14 protein-coding genes and 2 pseudogenes are annotated in these 14,198 nt (G+C 51.0%); 7 read left to right on the top strand and 9 right to left on the bottom strand.

What is annotated here, in order from left to right; translation table 11 throughout:
• Positions 1–478: 478 nt before the first annotated feature.
• Positions 479–1,610: pseudogene (locus BLS94_RS06815) on the top strand (IS3 family transposase).
• 371 nt (positions 1,611–1,981) lie between these two features.
• On the top strand, positions 1,982–2,449 hold the full coding sequence (locus tag BLS94_RS06810) for a nucleoside deaminase (protein WP_090958871.1): 468 nt from the start codon (positions 1,982–1,984) through the stop codon (positions 2,447–2,449).
• Between the two features lie 318 nt (positions 2,450–2,767).
• Here BLS94_RS06810 and BLS94_RS06805 read toward each other — a convergent pair whose 3' ends face one another.
• Complete coding sequence (locus tag BLS94_RS06805; protein ID WP_072768382.1) at positions 2,768–2,926, bottom strand: DUF3309 domain-containing protein; 159 nt, start codon at positions 2,924–2,926, stop codon at positions 2,768–2,770.
• Positions 2,927–3,497: 571 nt separating this feature from the next.
• Positions 3,498–3,908, bottom strand: a complete 411-nt coding sequence (locus BLS94_RS06800) for a nitrosocyanin (RefSeq protein ID WP_090958868.1) — start codon at positions 3,906–3,908, stop codon at positions 3,498–3,500.
• A gap of 433 nt (positions 3,909–4,341) precedes the next feature.
• Here BLS94_RS06800 and BLS94_RS06790 point away from each other — a divergent pair, with 433 nt between their 5' ends.
• Together BLS94_RS06790 and BLS94_RS06785 are read left to right on the top strand one after the other, a co-directional pair.
• Positions 4,342–4,662 carry a hypothetical protein gene (locus BLS94_RS06790; protein WP_090958862.1) on the top strand — a complete coding sequence of 107 codons (321 nt, stop codon included), beginning with the start codon at positions 4,342–4,344 and terminating at the stop codon, positions 4,660–4,662.
• A gap of 57 nt (positions 4,663–4,719) precedes the next feature.
• Positions 4,720–5,502: an N-acyl homoserine lactonase family protein gene (locus BLS94_RS06785; RefSeq protein ID WP_090958859.1), complete on the top strand. Its 783-nt coding sequence runs from the start codon at positions 4,720–4,722 to the stop codon at positions 5,500–5,502.
• A gap of 55 nt (positions 5,503–5,557) precedes the next feature.
• Here BLS94_RS06785 and BLS94_RS06780 read toward each other — a convergent pair whose 3' ends face one another.
• A complete protein-coding gene (locus BLS94_RS06780) occupies positions 5,558–5,986 on the bottom strand; it encodes a hypothetical protein (protein ID WP_090958856.1) in 429 nt (142 codons plus the stop codon).
• A gap of 211 nt (positions 5,987–6,197) precedes the next feature.
• Here BLS94_RS06780 and BLS94_RS06775 point away from each other — a divergent pair, with 211 nt between their 5' ends.
• The gene (locus BLS94_RS06775) at positions 6,198–6,839 is read left to right on the top strand and encodes a helix-turn-helix transcriptional regulator (RefSeq protein ID WP_072768376.1); all 642 of its coding nucleotides are present in this window, start codon (positions 6,198–6,200) and stop codon (positions 6,837–6,839) included.
• 61 nt (positions 6,840–6,900) lie between these two features.
• On the opposite strand, the gene pgl is transcribed toward BLS94_RS06775, so the two are convergent.
• From pgl to BLS94_RS06755, 4 genes and pseudogenes are all read right to left on the bottom strand, one after another.
• Positions 6,901–7,614 carry a 6-phosphogluconolactonase gene (gene pgl, locus BLS94_RS06770; RefSeq protein WP_090958853.1) on the bottom strand — a complete coding sequence of 238 codons (714 nt, stop codon included), beginning with the start codon at positions 7,612–7,614 and terminating at the stop codon, positions 6,901–6,903.
• 68 nt (positions 7,615–7,682) lie between these two features.
• Positions 7,683–8,093 carry a DoxX family protein gene (locus BLS94_RS06765; protein ID WP_072768374.1) on the bottom strand — a complete coding sequence of 137 codons (411 nt, stop codon included), beginning with the start codon at positions 8,091–8,093 and terminating at the stop codon, positions 7,683–7,685.
• 13 nt (positions 8,094–8,106) lie between these two features.
• Positions 8,107–8,175, bottom strand: a pseudogene (locus BLS94_RS15420) (DUF1641 domain-containing protein); the annotation flags it as partial.
• Between the two features lie 227 nt (positions 8,176–8,402).
• Positions 8,403–8,867, bottom strand: a complete 465-nt coding sequence (locus BLS94_RS06755; protein ID WP_090958851.1) for a hypothetical protein — start codon at positions 8,865–8,867, stop codon at positions 8,403–8,405.
• 375 nt (positions 8,868–9,242) lie between these two features.
• On the opposite strand from BLS94_RS06755, the gene rpsT reads away from it, so the two are divergent.
• Positions 9,243–9,509: a 30S ribosomal protein S20 gene (gene rpsT, locus BLS94_RS06750; protein ID WP_072768372.1), complete on the top strand. Its 267-nt coding sequence runs from the start codon at positions 9,243–9,245 to the stop codon at positions 9,507–9,509.
• A 287-nt stretch (positions 9,510–9,796) separates the two neighbouring features.
• Here rpsT and BLS94_RS06745 read toward each other — a convergent pair whose 3' ends face one another.
• Both BLS94_RS06745 and BLS94_RS06740 read right to left on the bottom strand, forming a co-directional pair.
• Entirely contained in the window at positions 9,797–10,573 is a 777-nt protein-coding gene (locus BLS94_RS06745; RefSeq protein ID WP_072768371.1) for a slipin family protein, read from the bottom strand.
• Positions 10,574–10,601: 28 nt separating this feature from the next.
• A complete protein-coding gene (locus BLS94_RS06740; RefSeq protein ID WP_090958848.1) occupies positions 10,602–12,011 on the bottom strand; it encodes an NfeD family protein in 1,410 nt (469 codons plus the stop codon).
• Between the two features lie 144 nt (positions 12,012–12,155).
• Between BLS94_RS06740 and BLS94_RS06735 the strand changes: the two genes are divergently transcribed.
• Positions 12,156–14,162 carry an aminotransferase class I/II-fold pyridoxal phosphate-dependent enzyme gene (locus tag BLS94_RS06735; RefSeq protein ID WP_090959010.1) on the top strand — a complete coding sequence of 669 codons (2,007 nt, stop codon included), beginning with the start codon at positions 12,156–12,158 and terminating at the stop codon, positions 14,160–14,162.
• The last annotated feature ends 36 nt before the right edge of the window (positions 14,163–14,198 follow it).

Raw genomic sequence — 14,198 nt, 5'->3', positions numbered from 1 at the left:
AAACAGACCAAAATAATTTAGTAAAAAAGTGCCTGAGGTACCCTACGTCACGGCGTTCGGTTTATCCCCCCGGTACCCTGTCTTGATCTATGAATTGGTCCTAGTCTGGCCCTCCTGGTCTCTTTCTGGCCTCGTCCTGGTCAAGAACCAGGACAAGCTATGATATAACCTTTTGATTTATAATGATGTGTGCCGGATAATGAATCCTTTTAATCCGAATTGGTGCCTATCGGCGCCCTGTTGTTATCCATTAAAGCCCTAGTGCTGGACTGGACTTGCTGATTTACTTAGCTTGTCTGCCTCGCATTAGGGCTTTTTTGCGAACCATCAGACCACCTATAGTCCACCATCAGGAATACCGCTAGAACTCATCAGGAAGCCTTACAGAGAAGTGGCCCCAAGAATTTGAACAAACCCATAAGTGGAAAATCTGCTACCTTTTGATGGTCCCTGCGGGACTTTGATATGGAGCAGAGAAATGGCAAAAAGAGCAAGACGGACGCACTCAGCGGCGTTCAAAGCCAAAGTGGCACTGGCAGCGCTGGCTGGTGACAAGACGCTGGCCGAACTGGCGCAGCGGTTTGAAGTTCACCCCAACCAGATTACCGAGTGGAAACGGCAACTGAGCGAACGGGCTGCCGACGTGTTTGGCGGAGGCGACACTGCGGCGGAGCCACCCGTTGATTTGAAGGTGTTGCACGCCAAGATTGGGCAACTGACGCTGGAGAATGATTTTTTAGAAGGCGCGCTCACCAAGGTGGGATTGTTGAGCGCAAAGCGATGATAGACGTTCACCACGCACTTTCAATCAGCCGTCAGACCCAGTTGGCCGGCATCAGCCGGGGCAGCGTGTATTATCTGCCTAAACCAGTCAGTGCCATAGATATGGTGCTCATGCGCCGCATTGACGAGCTGCACCTGGAACACCCATTCATGGGCGCGCGCATGCTGCGCGACCAACTCAATCGAGCGGGGTACGATGTTGGACGCAAGCACGTGGGCACATTGATGAAGCGCATGGGCATTGAGGCACTTTACAGAAAACCGGGTACCAGCAAGAAACGCCCCGGCCATGAAATTTATCCCTACCTGCTGCGTAACCTCACCATCAACCGGGCCAACCAGGTCTGGGCGCTCGATTCGACCTACATTCCAATGGCCAAAGGATTCATCTACCTTACCGCCGTCGTGGATTGGGCCTCGCGCCGAGTATTGGCAGCAAAGGTCGCGATCACGCTGGAAGCCTGCCATGCCGTCGATGTGCTGCAAGAGGCGTTCAATCGCCATGGCAAGCCGGAGATCGTGAATACTGATCAAGGCAGCCAGTTCACCGCGCAGGAGTTCGTGCAGACCGTCAAGGAACAGGGTTGCAACCTCAGCATGGACGGGCGCGGAGCCTGGAGGGACAATGTGTTGTCGAGCGCCTATGGAAATCGGTGAAATACGAGCGGGTGTACTTGCATGCCTATGACTCGATCGCTGAAGCCAGAGTATCCATTATGCAATACATGGACTGGTACAACCGATCCAGGCCACATTCGAGCCTGGGCAAGAAAACACCTGATGAGGCTTATGCCGTGATGCTGCCGACGGTTGAACTGGCAGCGTGAGAACCAGCAGAGATTCCACTTAAAAAATGCAGGTTGCTGTTCAAACAAACGGAGCCACTTCTGTCTAACGGTCGGAACGCTTCTTATCAATCGCCCCTAACTTTTATATTCTTTGGATCGAGGAAGTCAGTACGGCAGTCTTGCTTTCCAAGACGAACTAAAAGAGTACGACATGGTATGCTCGACGAGCCACTATATGAACTGTTGATAACGCCCGGGCTGAAAGGGGGGCAATAATTTCAAGAGCCAGCGCTTGCATGGACTACCCTATAAAACCGAGCGGAGATGACGCCGGCAAGCCTTGGGTACGTTGAGGTATTCAAAAATCGGAGGCCGCGACAGTCGACCTTGGGTTACAAGAAGGCACAATCATGAGCAGCGAGCAGCACATGCGAGAAGCCCTGGCGCTGGCCCGGGCCAATATCAAGGCCGGGGGTCGGCCTTTCGGTGCGGTGCTGGTATACCAAGGGCAGGTGATCGCCCAAGCGGTAAACGAGATTCATAGTACGCAGGATCCGACCTGTCACGCTGAAATGCAGGCGATCCGCCAAGCCAGCCGTGTGCTGGGCCGTCCCGATCTGGATGGCTGCGAAATCTACGCCAGCGGTCACCCATGCCCCATGTGCCTGGCCGCAATGCACCTGTGCGGTATCCATCGGGCATGGTTCGCCTATTCCAACGATGAGGGCGAACCGTATGGACTGTCGACTGCTGACGTCTATGCACAGATGGCTCGCCCTCCCTTGCAGCAGGAAGTGGTGCTGCGACCGTTGAAGCCTGCAGACGAAGAGGGCTTGTACGCGCAGTGGCAGGCAAAGCAGGCCGACCGCACTTCGTAAACGAGCGACTCCCGATCGAGAGCCAATAGGGTCAGACTTAGTCTGACCCTATTGGTATTTAATGCTGCGATTCTTCAGTTATTAGAAAAATTTGAACAACTGATGTTATTCCACCCAGAAAGTATGGGAATATACTTTTTTTTGCCGATGGCCCTGCTCATCCTCTTCTTCATCGCCTTCGTCGCCCTGGTAGCGATAGCCCCGCACCAGTTCATGCAAATACTACTAGCTCGCATGGTTCGGCATGGGGCTATCTGTCATCTATACGCTACTGGCGGGCCTCTTCTCGTAATTCCGCATAGCTTTCAGCTTAGCAAGCTAGATGTGCCCCAACAAAACCAAAATAAGCACTATTAACAGCACGAATCCGATACCGCCACTCGGTCCATAACCCCAGCCGCTGCTGTAACCCCATGTTGGAATCGCACCCACCAGGGCAAGTATCAGCACAATCATAAGAATCGTTCCGAGAGTCATTTTAATTCTCCTCGTTTTGATTTGAGGTTTTATTATGCTCTTTTGACGAGTTTTATCTGTTCGGTGGCATACAAAATACGATCCAAGCGATAATGAAGGGTTGGAGTATGGGCGTGACAGGAAGGGGTTGGCGTTTACGCAGAAGCGGTTGAGCGTGGCCGCCCAAGTCGATAAAGACACACTTCTATCAAACTTAGTAATCCAGCTTTTGAAGAGGCTTATCCTGTTAAATCGATGCTACTTACTACAAATAAAAAACCCGCTGCGTAGCGGGTTTCATTGTTCCAGGTGAGCAATACTTACTCCCTAGAAATACTCTATAACCTTTCTAAGCAGTATCAGGCTTATTATGAACAGCCACGGTATGGCAGATTAAATGCACCTTATCAACTATTGCATTCCGATCTTAAGAGCCCTGCCATACCACTTCCGCTTCGGCGTTCGGCAGCTTCGAAGCTGACATTGACCAAATCGGCACGCCAATCTGTTGTTGTCGATGTTAGCTTCGCTGCTTCCGTTTTTTCTACTGTGCCGCCGATCCTGCTACTTCATAGTCTCCGAGCAAAGTACTTTAGTCTATGACGTTCAAGGTGCCCGATAAATGGACATTCAAAGGATGAAGCTGGCAGTAGATTGTAAACGCACCGCTCTTTTTCGCTACCAAAGTGATATCTTTTGTTTCTCCGGCCTTGAGTACTTCTTTAATTCCATATTCGTCGATGGAAAAACCCTCGCTGATGGGAGATTTGTTCTCTACGGTAATCGTTACCTTGGTATTTTTTTTCACAGCCAAAGTCTCGGGCGCGTTGATAACGTTGAACGCGCGAATATTCTTGACTGTCACACCTTCTATATTGAGCTCAGGAATTGTGGTGTCATAAGCATTGATAACTACCTTGAATTTTTGCTCGTTTGCTTGCGCGGTTCCTACTAACAGCAACCCCAAAGCTAGACTCGCAAACATCGTTATGGTTTTTTTCATAATCACTTTCCTTTACTATACGTTACGTTTTAATGAAATAGCAGCCGCTCTTGCTTAACGGTACTTACAATTCTCGACATCCCTGGCCAAAGGAAAAAACACCTTGAACGCGACCAGCTTAACGATTAGCGATCTACTCATCGTTAGAATTGTAATTCTGCCTATGTTTTTATTCCGGAGTTCGCCCCGCGCGAATCCGGGCTTAATACTAAAGGGGATAATCAAGGATGTCAATCGCAAGCTTTCCCTCAAGTCCAAGTTTAAGATAGGTTTTCTGGCTGATTCGATCAAGCCGTGTCATTCGAGCTTGTCCAGTTTCGACATTGCTGCTTTCTGGTTGCATTCAGCATTTCATGGCACGCTGAACCGTAATTTTGGGCGTAACAGTAACCAGTAATTACGGTAATATTGTCGATCAAAAACCGGGTAAACCATGGCTGATAGCGGTTTAGTAATCATTAGCGTCATAATCCTGACTGGATTGCTTTGTCTGGCTATATGGGTTCTCAGGAAAATAGCGCGCGGAGAAATCGACGTAAGCGTTAACACCGCACTGGCGGCATTGCTGGTGGTTGCATTGCTGGTGCCTTTGGGATTGAATTTTTCCGCTCATCTGATATTCGGCAAGATGAATCATTCAAGTATTGACGAAACCGCCGAACACCCCGCACACCCCGCACACCCCGAACACCCCGAACACCTCGAACACCCCGAACAGTCAGAACACTCGGCATTCGAGACTGAACACCATTGAAGTTAACTGAGGACGTCAATCTGCATTGGCGAGGTCTGGAAACAATGGGAACTTAATATGCCTCGCGATACGAAGATTTGGCCACTGCTGACAGGCACGTATCGCTACGAGAAGACAATCTCGACACGCAACCGCGGCCATGGCAGGTTTATCGATGCGCCGATTCTTGCCTATTTGGTCGAAACGCCAAATGGACGCATCCTCTATGATGTCGGTTGCGACTATCGCAAGCTTGCTGATCCAGCGTTGCGCACAAAATATTTCGAGCCCATGCGTCATTCATTCGAGCCGCCTGCCATGGAGGAAGGGCAACGTATCCCTCGCTATCTGGCACGGTTGGGGCTCGGGCCATCCGATATCGATGTCGTGTTTATCGGGCATTTGCATTTCGACCACGCAGGCGGCCTTTGCGACCTGCCGGGTTGCGAGGTGCATGTTCAGGCTGAGGAAGTGGCGGCAGCGCGCACCGGACAGGATAGCAGCGTGTTTACCGATGAGCTGGCGAGTGCGGGACAATGGGAGATAATGACTGGAGAGTATATGCTGACCCCTGGCGTGCAAGCGGTTGCCAGCCCCGGGCACACTGCCGGACATATGTCGCTGTTCATCGAACTGCAAAAAGGGCAGCCGGTCATTTTGTGTGGAGATGCAGCAGATCTAGTGGAAAACCTGGATGAGGAAATCGCTCCGGGCTACTGCTGGCAGGATAACGAAGCCCTGGCGCTCGCGAGCATTCGTAAGCTAAAGGCGCTCGCGCGCGCAGAAAACGCACAGCTTTGGCCCAATCACGATATGGATTTTTTCCTGGGCTTGCCAAGATTTCCGGCATGGAAGGACTGAACCGCCAGCCAGGCTAGAACGGCATGTTTCGTGATGGTTTCGTTGGGGGTAGAACCTAATTGGAATTAGGATTTAGCTTGGCAGCGTCTACAATTTGCCCTTCGCGGGCGGCAAATTCACGTTGTGCCTGTTCTGATGCCATTTGCCGGTGAGCCGCGGCTTCTTTTATGCTTTCTTCCGCGTTTGCTTCGTATTTACGAACCAAAGCAGAAGTATGCGATTTCAAATCTTGGGCTCGACGGCCATAGAGATAGCCTTTCTCTTCGTAGTGCTCAAGTAATTTCTTTTGCTCCTTCGCCTTCGCCTGCATTTCTCTCGCTGTATTTTCAAAATACTGCGTCAGAGCATCATGGTCGCTGCGCGTTCTGGCATTCTGGGAAGCTTTTCTGATATTGGTGTTCTGCAGGGCTTCATGAGGGCTCATCTGCGCGCAGGCGGCCAATAAGCTGAGGGATAAGGCTGCCAATAAATTTCTTGTTCTCATGCCGCGCTCTCCTTTAGAATCGAGCGAGTGCTCCAAAAGTGGCGAAGCAAGGGCTACAATAAATTATTTGTCTGGGAAAAATTGTATGGAATGAGCGTGAATTTGTCAACTATTTTATGTGTAAAGTATATCAAGATAGCGTATAGTGATAGATGCGTTATAACAATTTTTTCGATTTCTTAAAGCAGAGGGGGCAAGGAGGTATAACCAAATGGTTAATAAAATGGGTGCGCGTCAAAAGCAGTTACTCAAGCTATTGCGTGGAAACAGAACCGGCATGAGTGTGGATGAGCTTTCGAAAGGGCTTGAAATTACCCGAAATGCCGTGCGACAGCACCTCGCATCCCTGGAAGCGGCAGGATTAATTGCGGCAGGTGCTACGCGCCCATCTGGAGGAGGCCGTCCTCAGCAACTTTATGTTCTCACCGAGCTTGGCCAGGAAAGTTTTCCCCGTCAATATTCGTGGCTTGCGCAACTGGTGCTGGCGTCGGTTCAGCGTGAAGAAGGTGCGGAAAACATGGGTAAGCGGTTGAATGATATTGGCGCAGGTATAGCGCGGCAGATACGAAGCCAGTACCCGGAACTGACTACGCAACAGGAAAAGGTTGAAAAGCTTGCCGAGGTAATGGATCAGCTCGGTTACAACGCGAGAAATGCGACATTGCCGGGTGGCGAGCCGGTTATTGAAGCCGATAATTGTGTCTTTCATCAGATGGCGGTAAAAGATCTGGAAATCTGCCACCTGGATAAAGGCCTGATGGAAACGTTTACCGATACCAAGGTTGAGCACCACGAATGCATGGCTCGCGGTGGTGATCTTTGTAGATTCAGATTTTTGCCTAAAAAGGAGTAGCTTCTACTCCTTTTTTTTTGCCTTTCTCTTTCTTTTCTCTTCTGCCTGAGGGTTCAGTGCATCATCCCGCAAGCGGCAGCAATAAAGCGGATTCCACCAGCACATCGACACCCGTTTCACCCATTATCGCTCGCGCAGGGATATTCTCCCCAGCACGCCACCTCGCCACTGCTTTATGCTTCGATGCGCCACTCACCAGAAAAATTATCTGACGCGAACGGCTTAGCCGCGCGGCACTGAGCGATACCCGCTGGGGCGGCCGCTTGGGCGAATTGAAAATCGCCAGTGTATCGGGAGAATCCGGAGCAGTGCCCCATTCGTTACCGGGGAACAGGCTTGCAGTATGGCCATCTTCCCCGAGCCCAAGCAAGGTCAGATCGAACATGTCAACGCCCCGTAGGGTTTGTGCATATTCATTAGCTGCTTTATCCGCACGAATCTCGCTCGGTATTGCATGTACCTGGCTTGGGGGAATGGGCACATGATTAAGCCATGCTTCCCCGGCCATACAAAAATTCAACTCTTCCACCGTAGGCGGCATGCAGCGCTCATCGCCAAAATAGATGTGCCAGGCAGTCCAATCCGTAGGGGCCGATCGCAATCGCTGATAAATTCCGCGCGGGGTTTCACCGCCAGCCAGTACGAGATTGAAACGTCCGCGTTCCTGTATCGCCATCGAGGCACCGTCGAGAATGGCGCCTAGCGCTGCTTCCTGTAAAGCTGACAGATCGTCGAATGAATGCCAGCGGTATTTTTCAGAATTGACGGTGCTCATGGTGGTAATTACCCGTGCTAATTAATCTTGTAAACAGCTTAAACGGTAGAGCTGACTATGCTAACACACTAATCCGGTCTGATTGCCATCCGGCCACTGCCCAGGAATAATACCGCGAGACCCGAAAATAAATAAAAACCCTGTAATTCCAGCGCCCAGCCACCTGAAGTCGTCAAAGTAAACAGCTGGCTGCGGTGTGCCAGAAAAAGTGCAAACATCATATTGCCGAAAACAAGTAAACCGCCGAGGCGTGAAAAAATTCCCAGGATTATCATTAGGGGTGCGATAACCTCACCCAGATAAACCCCATAAGCCAGGGCCTGAGGTAGATTATTGCCAGTGAGTTGCTTGCTGATGAAATCGAGAGAGCCTGGATTGAGTATCTTGTGTACGCCATGGAAAAGTATCAGCGTTCCTACCGTAACGCGGAGGATCAATTTACCGAGGTTATCATTGTGAAACGGATTGCGCACTATCATGTCTCCGGTGACTTCAAAAGCAGATAACGAAATAAAGCGCCCGCCGGACGTCCGGATCGTTCATCGATTTCATCAGTTTAAAGCAACCCCGGCGTCGGAAACCACCGACATAGGTCGATCAGGTTTTCAAGATTTCCGTGCTCGCCGATAGTGCAACACTCGCGTTATTCGCATCGGTAAAGATGGGTGGAGGTTGGGGGCTAAGGATCAATAGGGTGGAATGGGGTGGGGGCAATGCCAACGCAGTGCGCCAGGCTGGCGGGATTGCTCGGCCTAGCGAAAAATCCTCAGTTATCCTGTCGAAACCCACTAGTGAGATTCATTTACGACCCTAAATTTTTGTACGCTGGATGCGGCAGCGTAATTTTTTTCTTTAAATTTTAAGGCGATCTGCCGGTGAGTGGCAGCTTCCTTCGCATCCGCCTTCGCGGCTTTTTCATACTTGCGTATTAACGCGGTGGTATGCGCTTGCAGATCCTGAGCTTTTTTCCCGTAGAGATAGCTTTTTTCCTCGTAATGCTCAAGTAACAGTTTTAATTCTCTCGTCTTTGCCTGTGCCTTCCTGGCTTCATCTTCATAGTATTTGGCCACAATCTCATGCCGCTTTCTGGCCTCATCTTCATAGTATTTCGCTATGGCTTCGTGGTCGCTTCCGGCTGGGGCATCCTGCTCGGGCGGGATATCGGAATTATCGACGGTTGCTGTTACGGGCGAACTCAATGAGGCCAGCAAGCCAAGCAGGGACAACGCGGCAAAAATATTTATCGTTTTCATTTCGATGCGTTCTAATATCCGTATTTTACTGACGTAAGAACTGAAGTTTAGACGAAACTTACCGCAGAATATTCCTTGACTCAAAGTCTACCTGATGGGCATGGCTTCGTCAACTTCAGTATGTTTAAAGTACCCGACTTTGCACATATACGGATGTATGTTATGGACGAACTCATGAGATGGAGCCTCACATTCATTGCGCTGGCGCCACCCTGATGAAAGAGAACTCAGAATTGTACCTTTGAGAAGAACCGGTTGATGTTAGAGAATCTTGGGATGTCCATGGCTTATAATACTCTCGGTTTTCCTTGCAATATGCCGGGAACATCCGTATCATTTATAAAATTTGCGTAACATTTAATTCGAGGAATTTTAATGGCCAATAGTGCACAAGCCAGAAAACGTGCGAGACAAAATGTCAGCCAGCGCGACCGTAATACGAGCCTGCGCTCGGAATTGCGCACCGCAATCAAGCATGTGAGAAAAGCTATCGAGTCTACCGACAAAACCATTGCACAGGCTGCGTTCGCGGCTTCCATCGGTACTATAGATTCCATTGCGGACAAGGGTATCATCCACAAGAATAAGGCAGCTCGCCATAAAAGCCGGCTATCGGCCGCCATTAAGACGATGGCGTCCTAGACGATGGCCTCCTGATCGTTCGACAGCATAAAAAAAGCCCGGGTTTCCGGGCTTTTTTGTTATGCGGTAGCATAGGGGCGCACTTGTGGGTGAAAGTCCCACCGTAAGTCGATCACAGCAAACGAAGTAGAGCTAGAGCGCAACACCATGCCACCGGATACGCAAGAATCTGCGTCTTGAGCAGGAAAGGATCGGTTTTAGCTGGGTGAAGTCCGCGTTATCGGTGCTCATACAGATACAGCGGGGCTGATGTATAGAAAATCAGCCGTCCTCGATCCTCAGTCGTGTCAGGGAATTTCCGGATTGCGATTCTTGAGGACATCCATTAGCGGCGATACCAGGTCCATCGGTATCGGAAAAATAATGGTATTGGATTTATCACTCGCGATGTTTGTGAGCGTCTGGAGATAGCGCAACTGCATTGCCCCGGTTTGCTGGGAAAGAATTTGCGCCGCTTGCATCAATTTGTCCGATGCCTGCAATTCGCCTTCGGCATGAATCACTTTTGCGCGACGCTCACGCTCTGCCTCCGCCTGCCTGGCAATGGCTCTTATCATGGATTCATCAATATCCACATGTTTTATCTCGACGTTGGATACCTTGATGCCCCAGGCATCGGTCTGAATATCCAGCACCTTCTGAATATCCAAATTGAGCTTCTCACGTTCCGCCAGCATTTCATCCAGCTCATGCTTGCCCAGCACGGAACGCAGAGTAGTCTGTGCAAACTGACTGGTGGCGGCAAGGAAATTTTCCACCTGGATGATGGATTTTTGTGGATCGACTACCCGAAAATACACCACGGCGTTGACCTTTACCGAAACGTTGTCGCGCGAAATCACGTCTTGGCTGGGGACATCCATGACCACAGTACGCAGGTCGACTCGCACCATTTTCTGAATGCCGGGGATTATTATGATCAGGCCGGGGCCTTTGACTGTTTGAAAGCGGCCAAGCAGAAAGATCACCCCACGCTCATATTCCCGTAATATGCGAAATGCCGAGAAAAGCACTGCGATAAGGATGATAATGAGTGTACTAAAAAAACCAAAATTGGCGAACATGGAAATCTCCTTTGGTTATTTCTCTGGACTATTTCTCTGCCGGGACCACATGTAAAACCAGACCGTGGATTTCTGTTACGCGCACTTTCTGTCCTCGGGCCAGAGGTTGCTCACTATGCGCGCTCCACAACTCGCCATGAACGCGCACCATGCCTTCGCCGGAAGTATCCTCCAGCATCTCGCCCACGGCGCCGATCATCGCTTCATGGCCGCTGACGATGGGGTTGTGCCGTGATTTCAGCGCCATGCCGGCGACGGAAATCAGAAATAGTGCGCTAGCCACGGATATCCCTGCGATCATGGGCCAGGGAATGCCGTAGCCGGGAAGGTCGGTGTCGATCAGCATCAACGAGCCGGCTATAAAAGCAATCATCCCGCCAACGCCAAGTGCGCCGAAGCTCGGTAAAAAGGCTTCTGCCGTGATGAACGCGATGCCGAGCAGAATCAAGGCGAGTCCGGCATAGCTGACCGGCAATAACTGGAATGCGTACAGGGCAAGCAAGAGGCAGATGGCGCCCGCCACGCCGGGTAATACAAAACCTGGATTGGAAAACTCGAAGAACAATCCGTAAATGCCGATAAGCATCAGTATGTAGGCGACGCTGGGATTGGTAATGACGGCGAGTAGTCTTGTACGCCAATCGGGCTCGACAGCTTGTATTGTGGCTGAAAGGGTATCAAGGGTCAGGTTCTGCCCGAGTATGGTCACTTCCCGGCCATTCAGCTGCCTTAACAGATCTGGCACGTCAGCAGCGACATAATCGATGACCTTGAGATTCAGGGCGTCGGCTGCTGATAAGCTTACGGCTTCATGCACAGCGCGTTCCGCCCATTCAACGTTGCGCTTTCGCATCTGCGCAAGCGCGCGTATATAAGCCGCGGCATCGTGGATTATTTTGCGCGACATTGCGTCTTTTTTGGGCATCCTGTCTTCTGTCGCTATATCCCGGCCGCCGGTCTCGTCTGCCTGATTTGCGGATGAGTTTTGAGACGGTTTGGGCCTGGTTTCAGGCCCAGGCTCTGGTTTCGGCTCAGGCTCAGGCAGACCGCCAATCTGTACCGGGGTCGCCGCACCCAGATTTGTACCGGGTGCCATCGCTGCGATGTGGCTGGCATAAAGGATATAGGTCCCGGCACTTGCTGCCCGGGCTCCGCTCGGCGCCACGAAGGCCGCTACCGGCACGGGTGAGGCAAGAATGCCGCGTATGATCTGCCGCATCGAAGAATCGAGGCCGCCCGGCGTATCCAGTTGCAATACGACAAGTAGCGCACCCTCGGCGGCTGCACGCTCCAGGCTGCGCTGGACGAAATCAGCGCTGGCTGGCGCAATAGGACCTTCTACCGTCGTTACCACCACCGGCGCAGCCGGAACGAACGTCGGCAACAGGAGCAGTATTGCTGCGATACCACTACGCAGCGTGAGGACGAACAGTTTCATCCTGTCACTATAGACTGTTCCAACCCCGGCTGCATTTCAGCCGGAAAAATGCGACTCGCGACGGTTTATTTAGATATCCTGCGACTTGCAATCACCATTGTTTTGGCGCATAAAGCGATTTTCATATTTTAAGAAATGGTGTTCATGAAGAAACCCACGAGCCGAATTCTCATCATCAATGACGAGAACCTGATACTGAAGGAATTCATCAAGGGATTGAATGGCGCCGCCAAGTCCCTGGAAAACCCGTTGGGCATCACTTTTGCCGGCGTTACCACTGCACGCGAAGCACTGCAAGCGATCCAGGATGACGGCGATATTCAATCGGTACTGGTGGACGATACGCTTTATACGTTGAAAAATGGTGAGAAGGGTTCCCGCAACCTGCAAATGACCGCATTGAAGCTGGTGCAGGAAATTACCCGTTTTCGCCCTGAGCTGGATATCTATATTTTAATTGCCCAGGAGAAAGAGGATGAAGTGGTGGATGCCCTCTTTACCGAAACGGTTGATGGCTATTTCTACCGCGAAGAGCGCGATTATCGTGGGATGTACCGCATCCTTAATGCTCAGCTTCAGGAAAAAGCACGCACACCTTTTTATGATCAGCTCAAAAATTACGTATTGATGGCTAAGGATGCCTGGCATACGCCGGGTCATTCCTCAGGCGATTCGCTACGCGACAGCCCCTGGGCCAGCGATTTTTATCAGTTTATCGGTGAGCATATTTTTCGTGCCGATCTATCGGTCTCGGTACCGATGCTCGATTCGCTGATGGAACCAACCGGCGTCATTGCTGAAGCGCAAAAGGTTGCGGCAAAGGCCTTTGGCGCGCGGAGAACCTTCTTTGCCACTAACGGCACCTCTACTGCCAATAAGGTGATATTCCAGACGTTGCTCGCCCCGGGCGAGAAGCTGTTGCTCGATCGGAACTGCCACAAGTCCGTGCACCATGGAGTCGTATTATCCGGCGCTCATCCGATTTATCTCGACTCATCTGTCAACAAGAAATTCAGTGTTTATGGACCGGTACCGAAACAGACTCTGTTCAATGCCATCGAAGAACATTCCGATGCGCAGGCGCTTATTCTTACCAGTTGCACTTATGATGGGCTCCGTTATGATTTGCCGCCCATCATCAAGGCAGCGCATGCGAAAGGTATAAAAGTTATCATCGACGAAGCCTGGTACGGTTTCGCCCGTTTTCATCCGGCTTTCCGTCCGACCGCGCTTGAGGCGGGCGCCGATTATGCGACGCAGAGTACGCACAAAGTACTGTCGGCTTTTTCTCAGTCCAGCATGATTCATATCAATGATCCCAGCTTCAACGAGCATCTGTTTCGCGAGAATTTCAACATGCATACTTCCACCAGTCCGCAGTACAGCATGATTGCCAGCCTCGACGTTGCCCGTAAGCAGGCGACGCTGGAAGGGTACAAGCTGTTGTCGCGTACTTTGGAATTGGCGCAGGAAGTGCGCGAGCAGATCAATTCAACCGGCGTCTTTCGCGTGCTGGAACTTGTCGATCTGATGCCTGATGAGGTAAAGCATGACAATATCCAGCTCGACAGCACCAAGGTCACCGTGGACATTTCCCGCTGTGGCTTTACCGTGGAGGATTTGATCCGGGAATTGTTCGAGCGTTATAATATCCAAGTGGAGAAGTCTACATTTAATACTCTTACTCTGCTTCTTACCATTGGTACTACCCGGAGTAAAGTGTCGCGCCTTTATGATGCACTGATGCGAATCGCGCGTGAGGGTCGCGCGCCAAGAAGGCTCTATCATATTCCGGAGATCCCCGGTTTTACCAATCTTAAATATCTGCCGCGTGATGCGTTCTACTGCGGTGGCGAACTGATGCCTTTGCTGGATGAGCAGGAGCGTATAAATAACGATCTGGATGGCAAGGTTTGCGCAGATCAAATTACTCCCTACCCGCCGGGTATCCCGGTGCTGGTGCCGGGGCAGACTATTACGCACGAGGTTGTGCACTACCTTATCAGCATGCTGCGCTCCCAGAAACGGGTTGAAGTGCATGGAATCGTTTACGACGGCTACTTGCCATGTTTGAGGCTGCTTACCGCTGCTGCGCGTTGCGCCATAGAAAAAGGTTACCGAAACAGTTTTGCAGTTAACGTTGTGCCATAAGGAAAGGAATTCATTTTAGTGCATCGAAGATGATTT

Origin of the sequence: Nitrosospira sp. Nsp18, assembly GCF_900103145.1 — a bacterium.
GTDB lineage: Bacteria > Pseudomonadota > Gammaproteobacteria > Burkholderiales > Nitrosomonadaceae > Nitrosospira.
Note: the sequence above shows the minus strand (reverse complement) of the source record. Positions and strands in the feature narration are given on the sequence as shown.

What these genes read in the sequence shown, in the direction of transcription:
- BLS94_RS06765 (WP_072768374.1), bottom strand. Translation starts at nt 8,093, where the DNA reads ATGATAGTGCGCAATCCGTTTCACAATGATAACCTCGGTAAATTGATC.
- BLS94_RS06785 (WP_090958859.1), top strand. Translation starts at nt 4,720, where the DNA reads ATGCCTCGCGATACGAAGATTTGGCCACTGCTGACAGGCACGTATCGC.
- rpsT (WP_072768372.1), top strand. Translation starts at nt 9,243, where the DNA reads ATGGCCAATAGTGCACAAGCCAGAAAACGTGCGAGACAAAATGTCAGC.
- BLS94_RS06740 (WP_090958848.1), bottom strand. Translation starts at nt 12,011, where the DNA reads ATGAAACTGTTCGTCCTCACGCTGCGTAGTGGTATCGCAGCAATACTG.
- BLS94_RS06780 (WP_090958856.1), bottom strand. Translation starts at nt 5,986, where the DNA reads ATGAGAACAAGAAATTTATTGGCAGCCTTATCCCTCAGCTTATTGGCC.
- BLS94_RS06800 (WP_090958868.1), bottom strand. Translation starts at nt 3,908, where the DNA reads ATGAAAAAAACCATAACGATGTTTGCGAGTCTAGCTTTGGGGTTGCTG.
- BLS94_RS06775 (WP_072768376.1), top strand. Translation starts at nt 6,198, where the DNA reads ATGGTTAATAAAATGGGTGCGCGTCAAAAGCAGTTACTCAAGCTATTG.
- BLS94_RS06805 (WP_072768382.1), bottom strand. Translation starts at nt 2,926, where the DNA reads ATGACTCTCGGAACGATTCTTATGATTGTGCTGATACTTGCCCTGGTG.
- BLS94_RS06745 (WP_072768371.1), bottom strand. Translation starts at nt 10,573, where the DNA reads ATGTTCGCCAATTTTGGTTTTTTTAGTACACTCATTATCATCCTTATC.
- pgl (WP_090958853.1), bottom strand. Translation starts at nt 7,614, where the DNA reads ATGAGCACCGTCAATTCTGAAAAATACCGCTGGCATTCATTCGACGAT.
- BLS94_RS06755 (WP_090958851.1), bottom strand. Translation starts at nt 8,867, where the DNA reads ATGAAAACGATAAATATTTTTGCCGCGTTGTCCCTGCTTGGCTTGCTG.
- BLS94_RS06790 (WP_090958862.1), top strand. Translation starts at nt 4,342, where the DNA reads ATGGCTGATAGCGGTTTAGTAATCATTAGCGTCATAATCCTGACTGGA.
- BLS94_RS06735 (WP_090959010.1), top strand. Translation starts at nt 12,156, where the DNA reads ATGAAGAAACCCACGAGCCGAATTCTCATCATCAATGACGAGAACCTG.
- BLS94_RS06810 (WP_090958871.1), top strand. Translation starts at nt 1,982, where the DNA reads ATGAGCAGCGAGCAGCACATGCGAGAAGCCCTGGCGCTGGCCCGGGCC.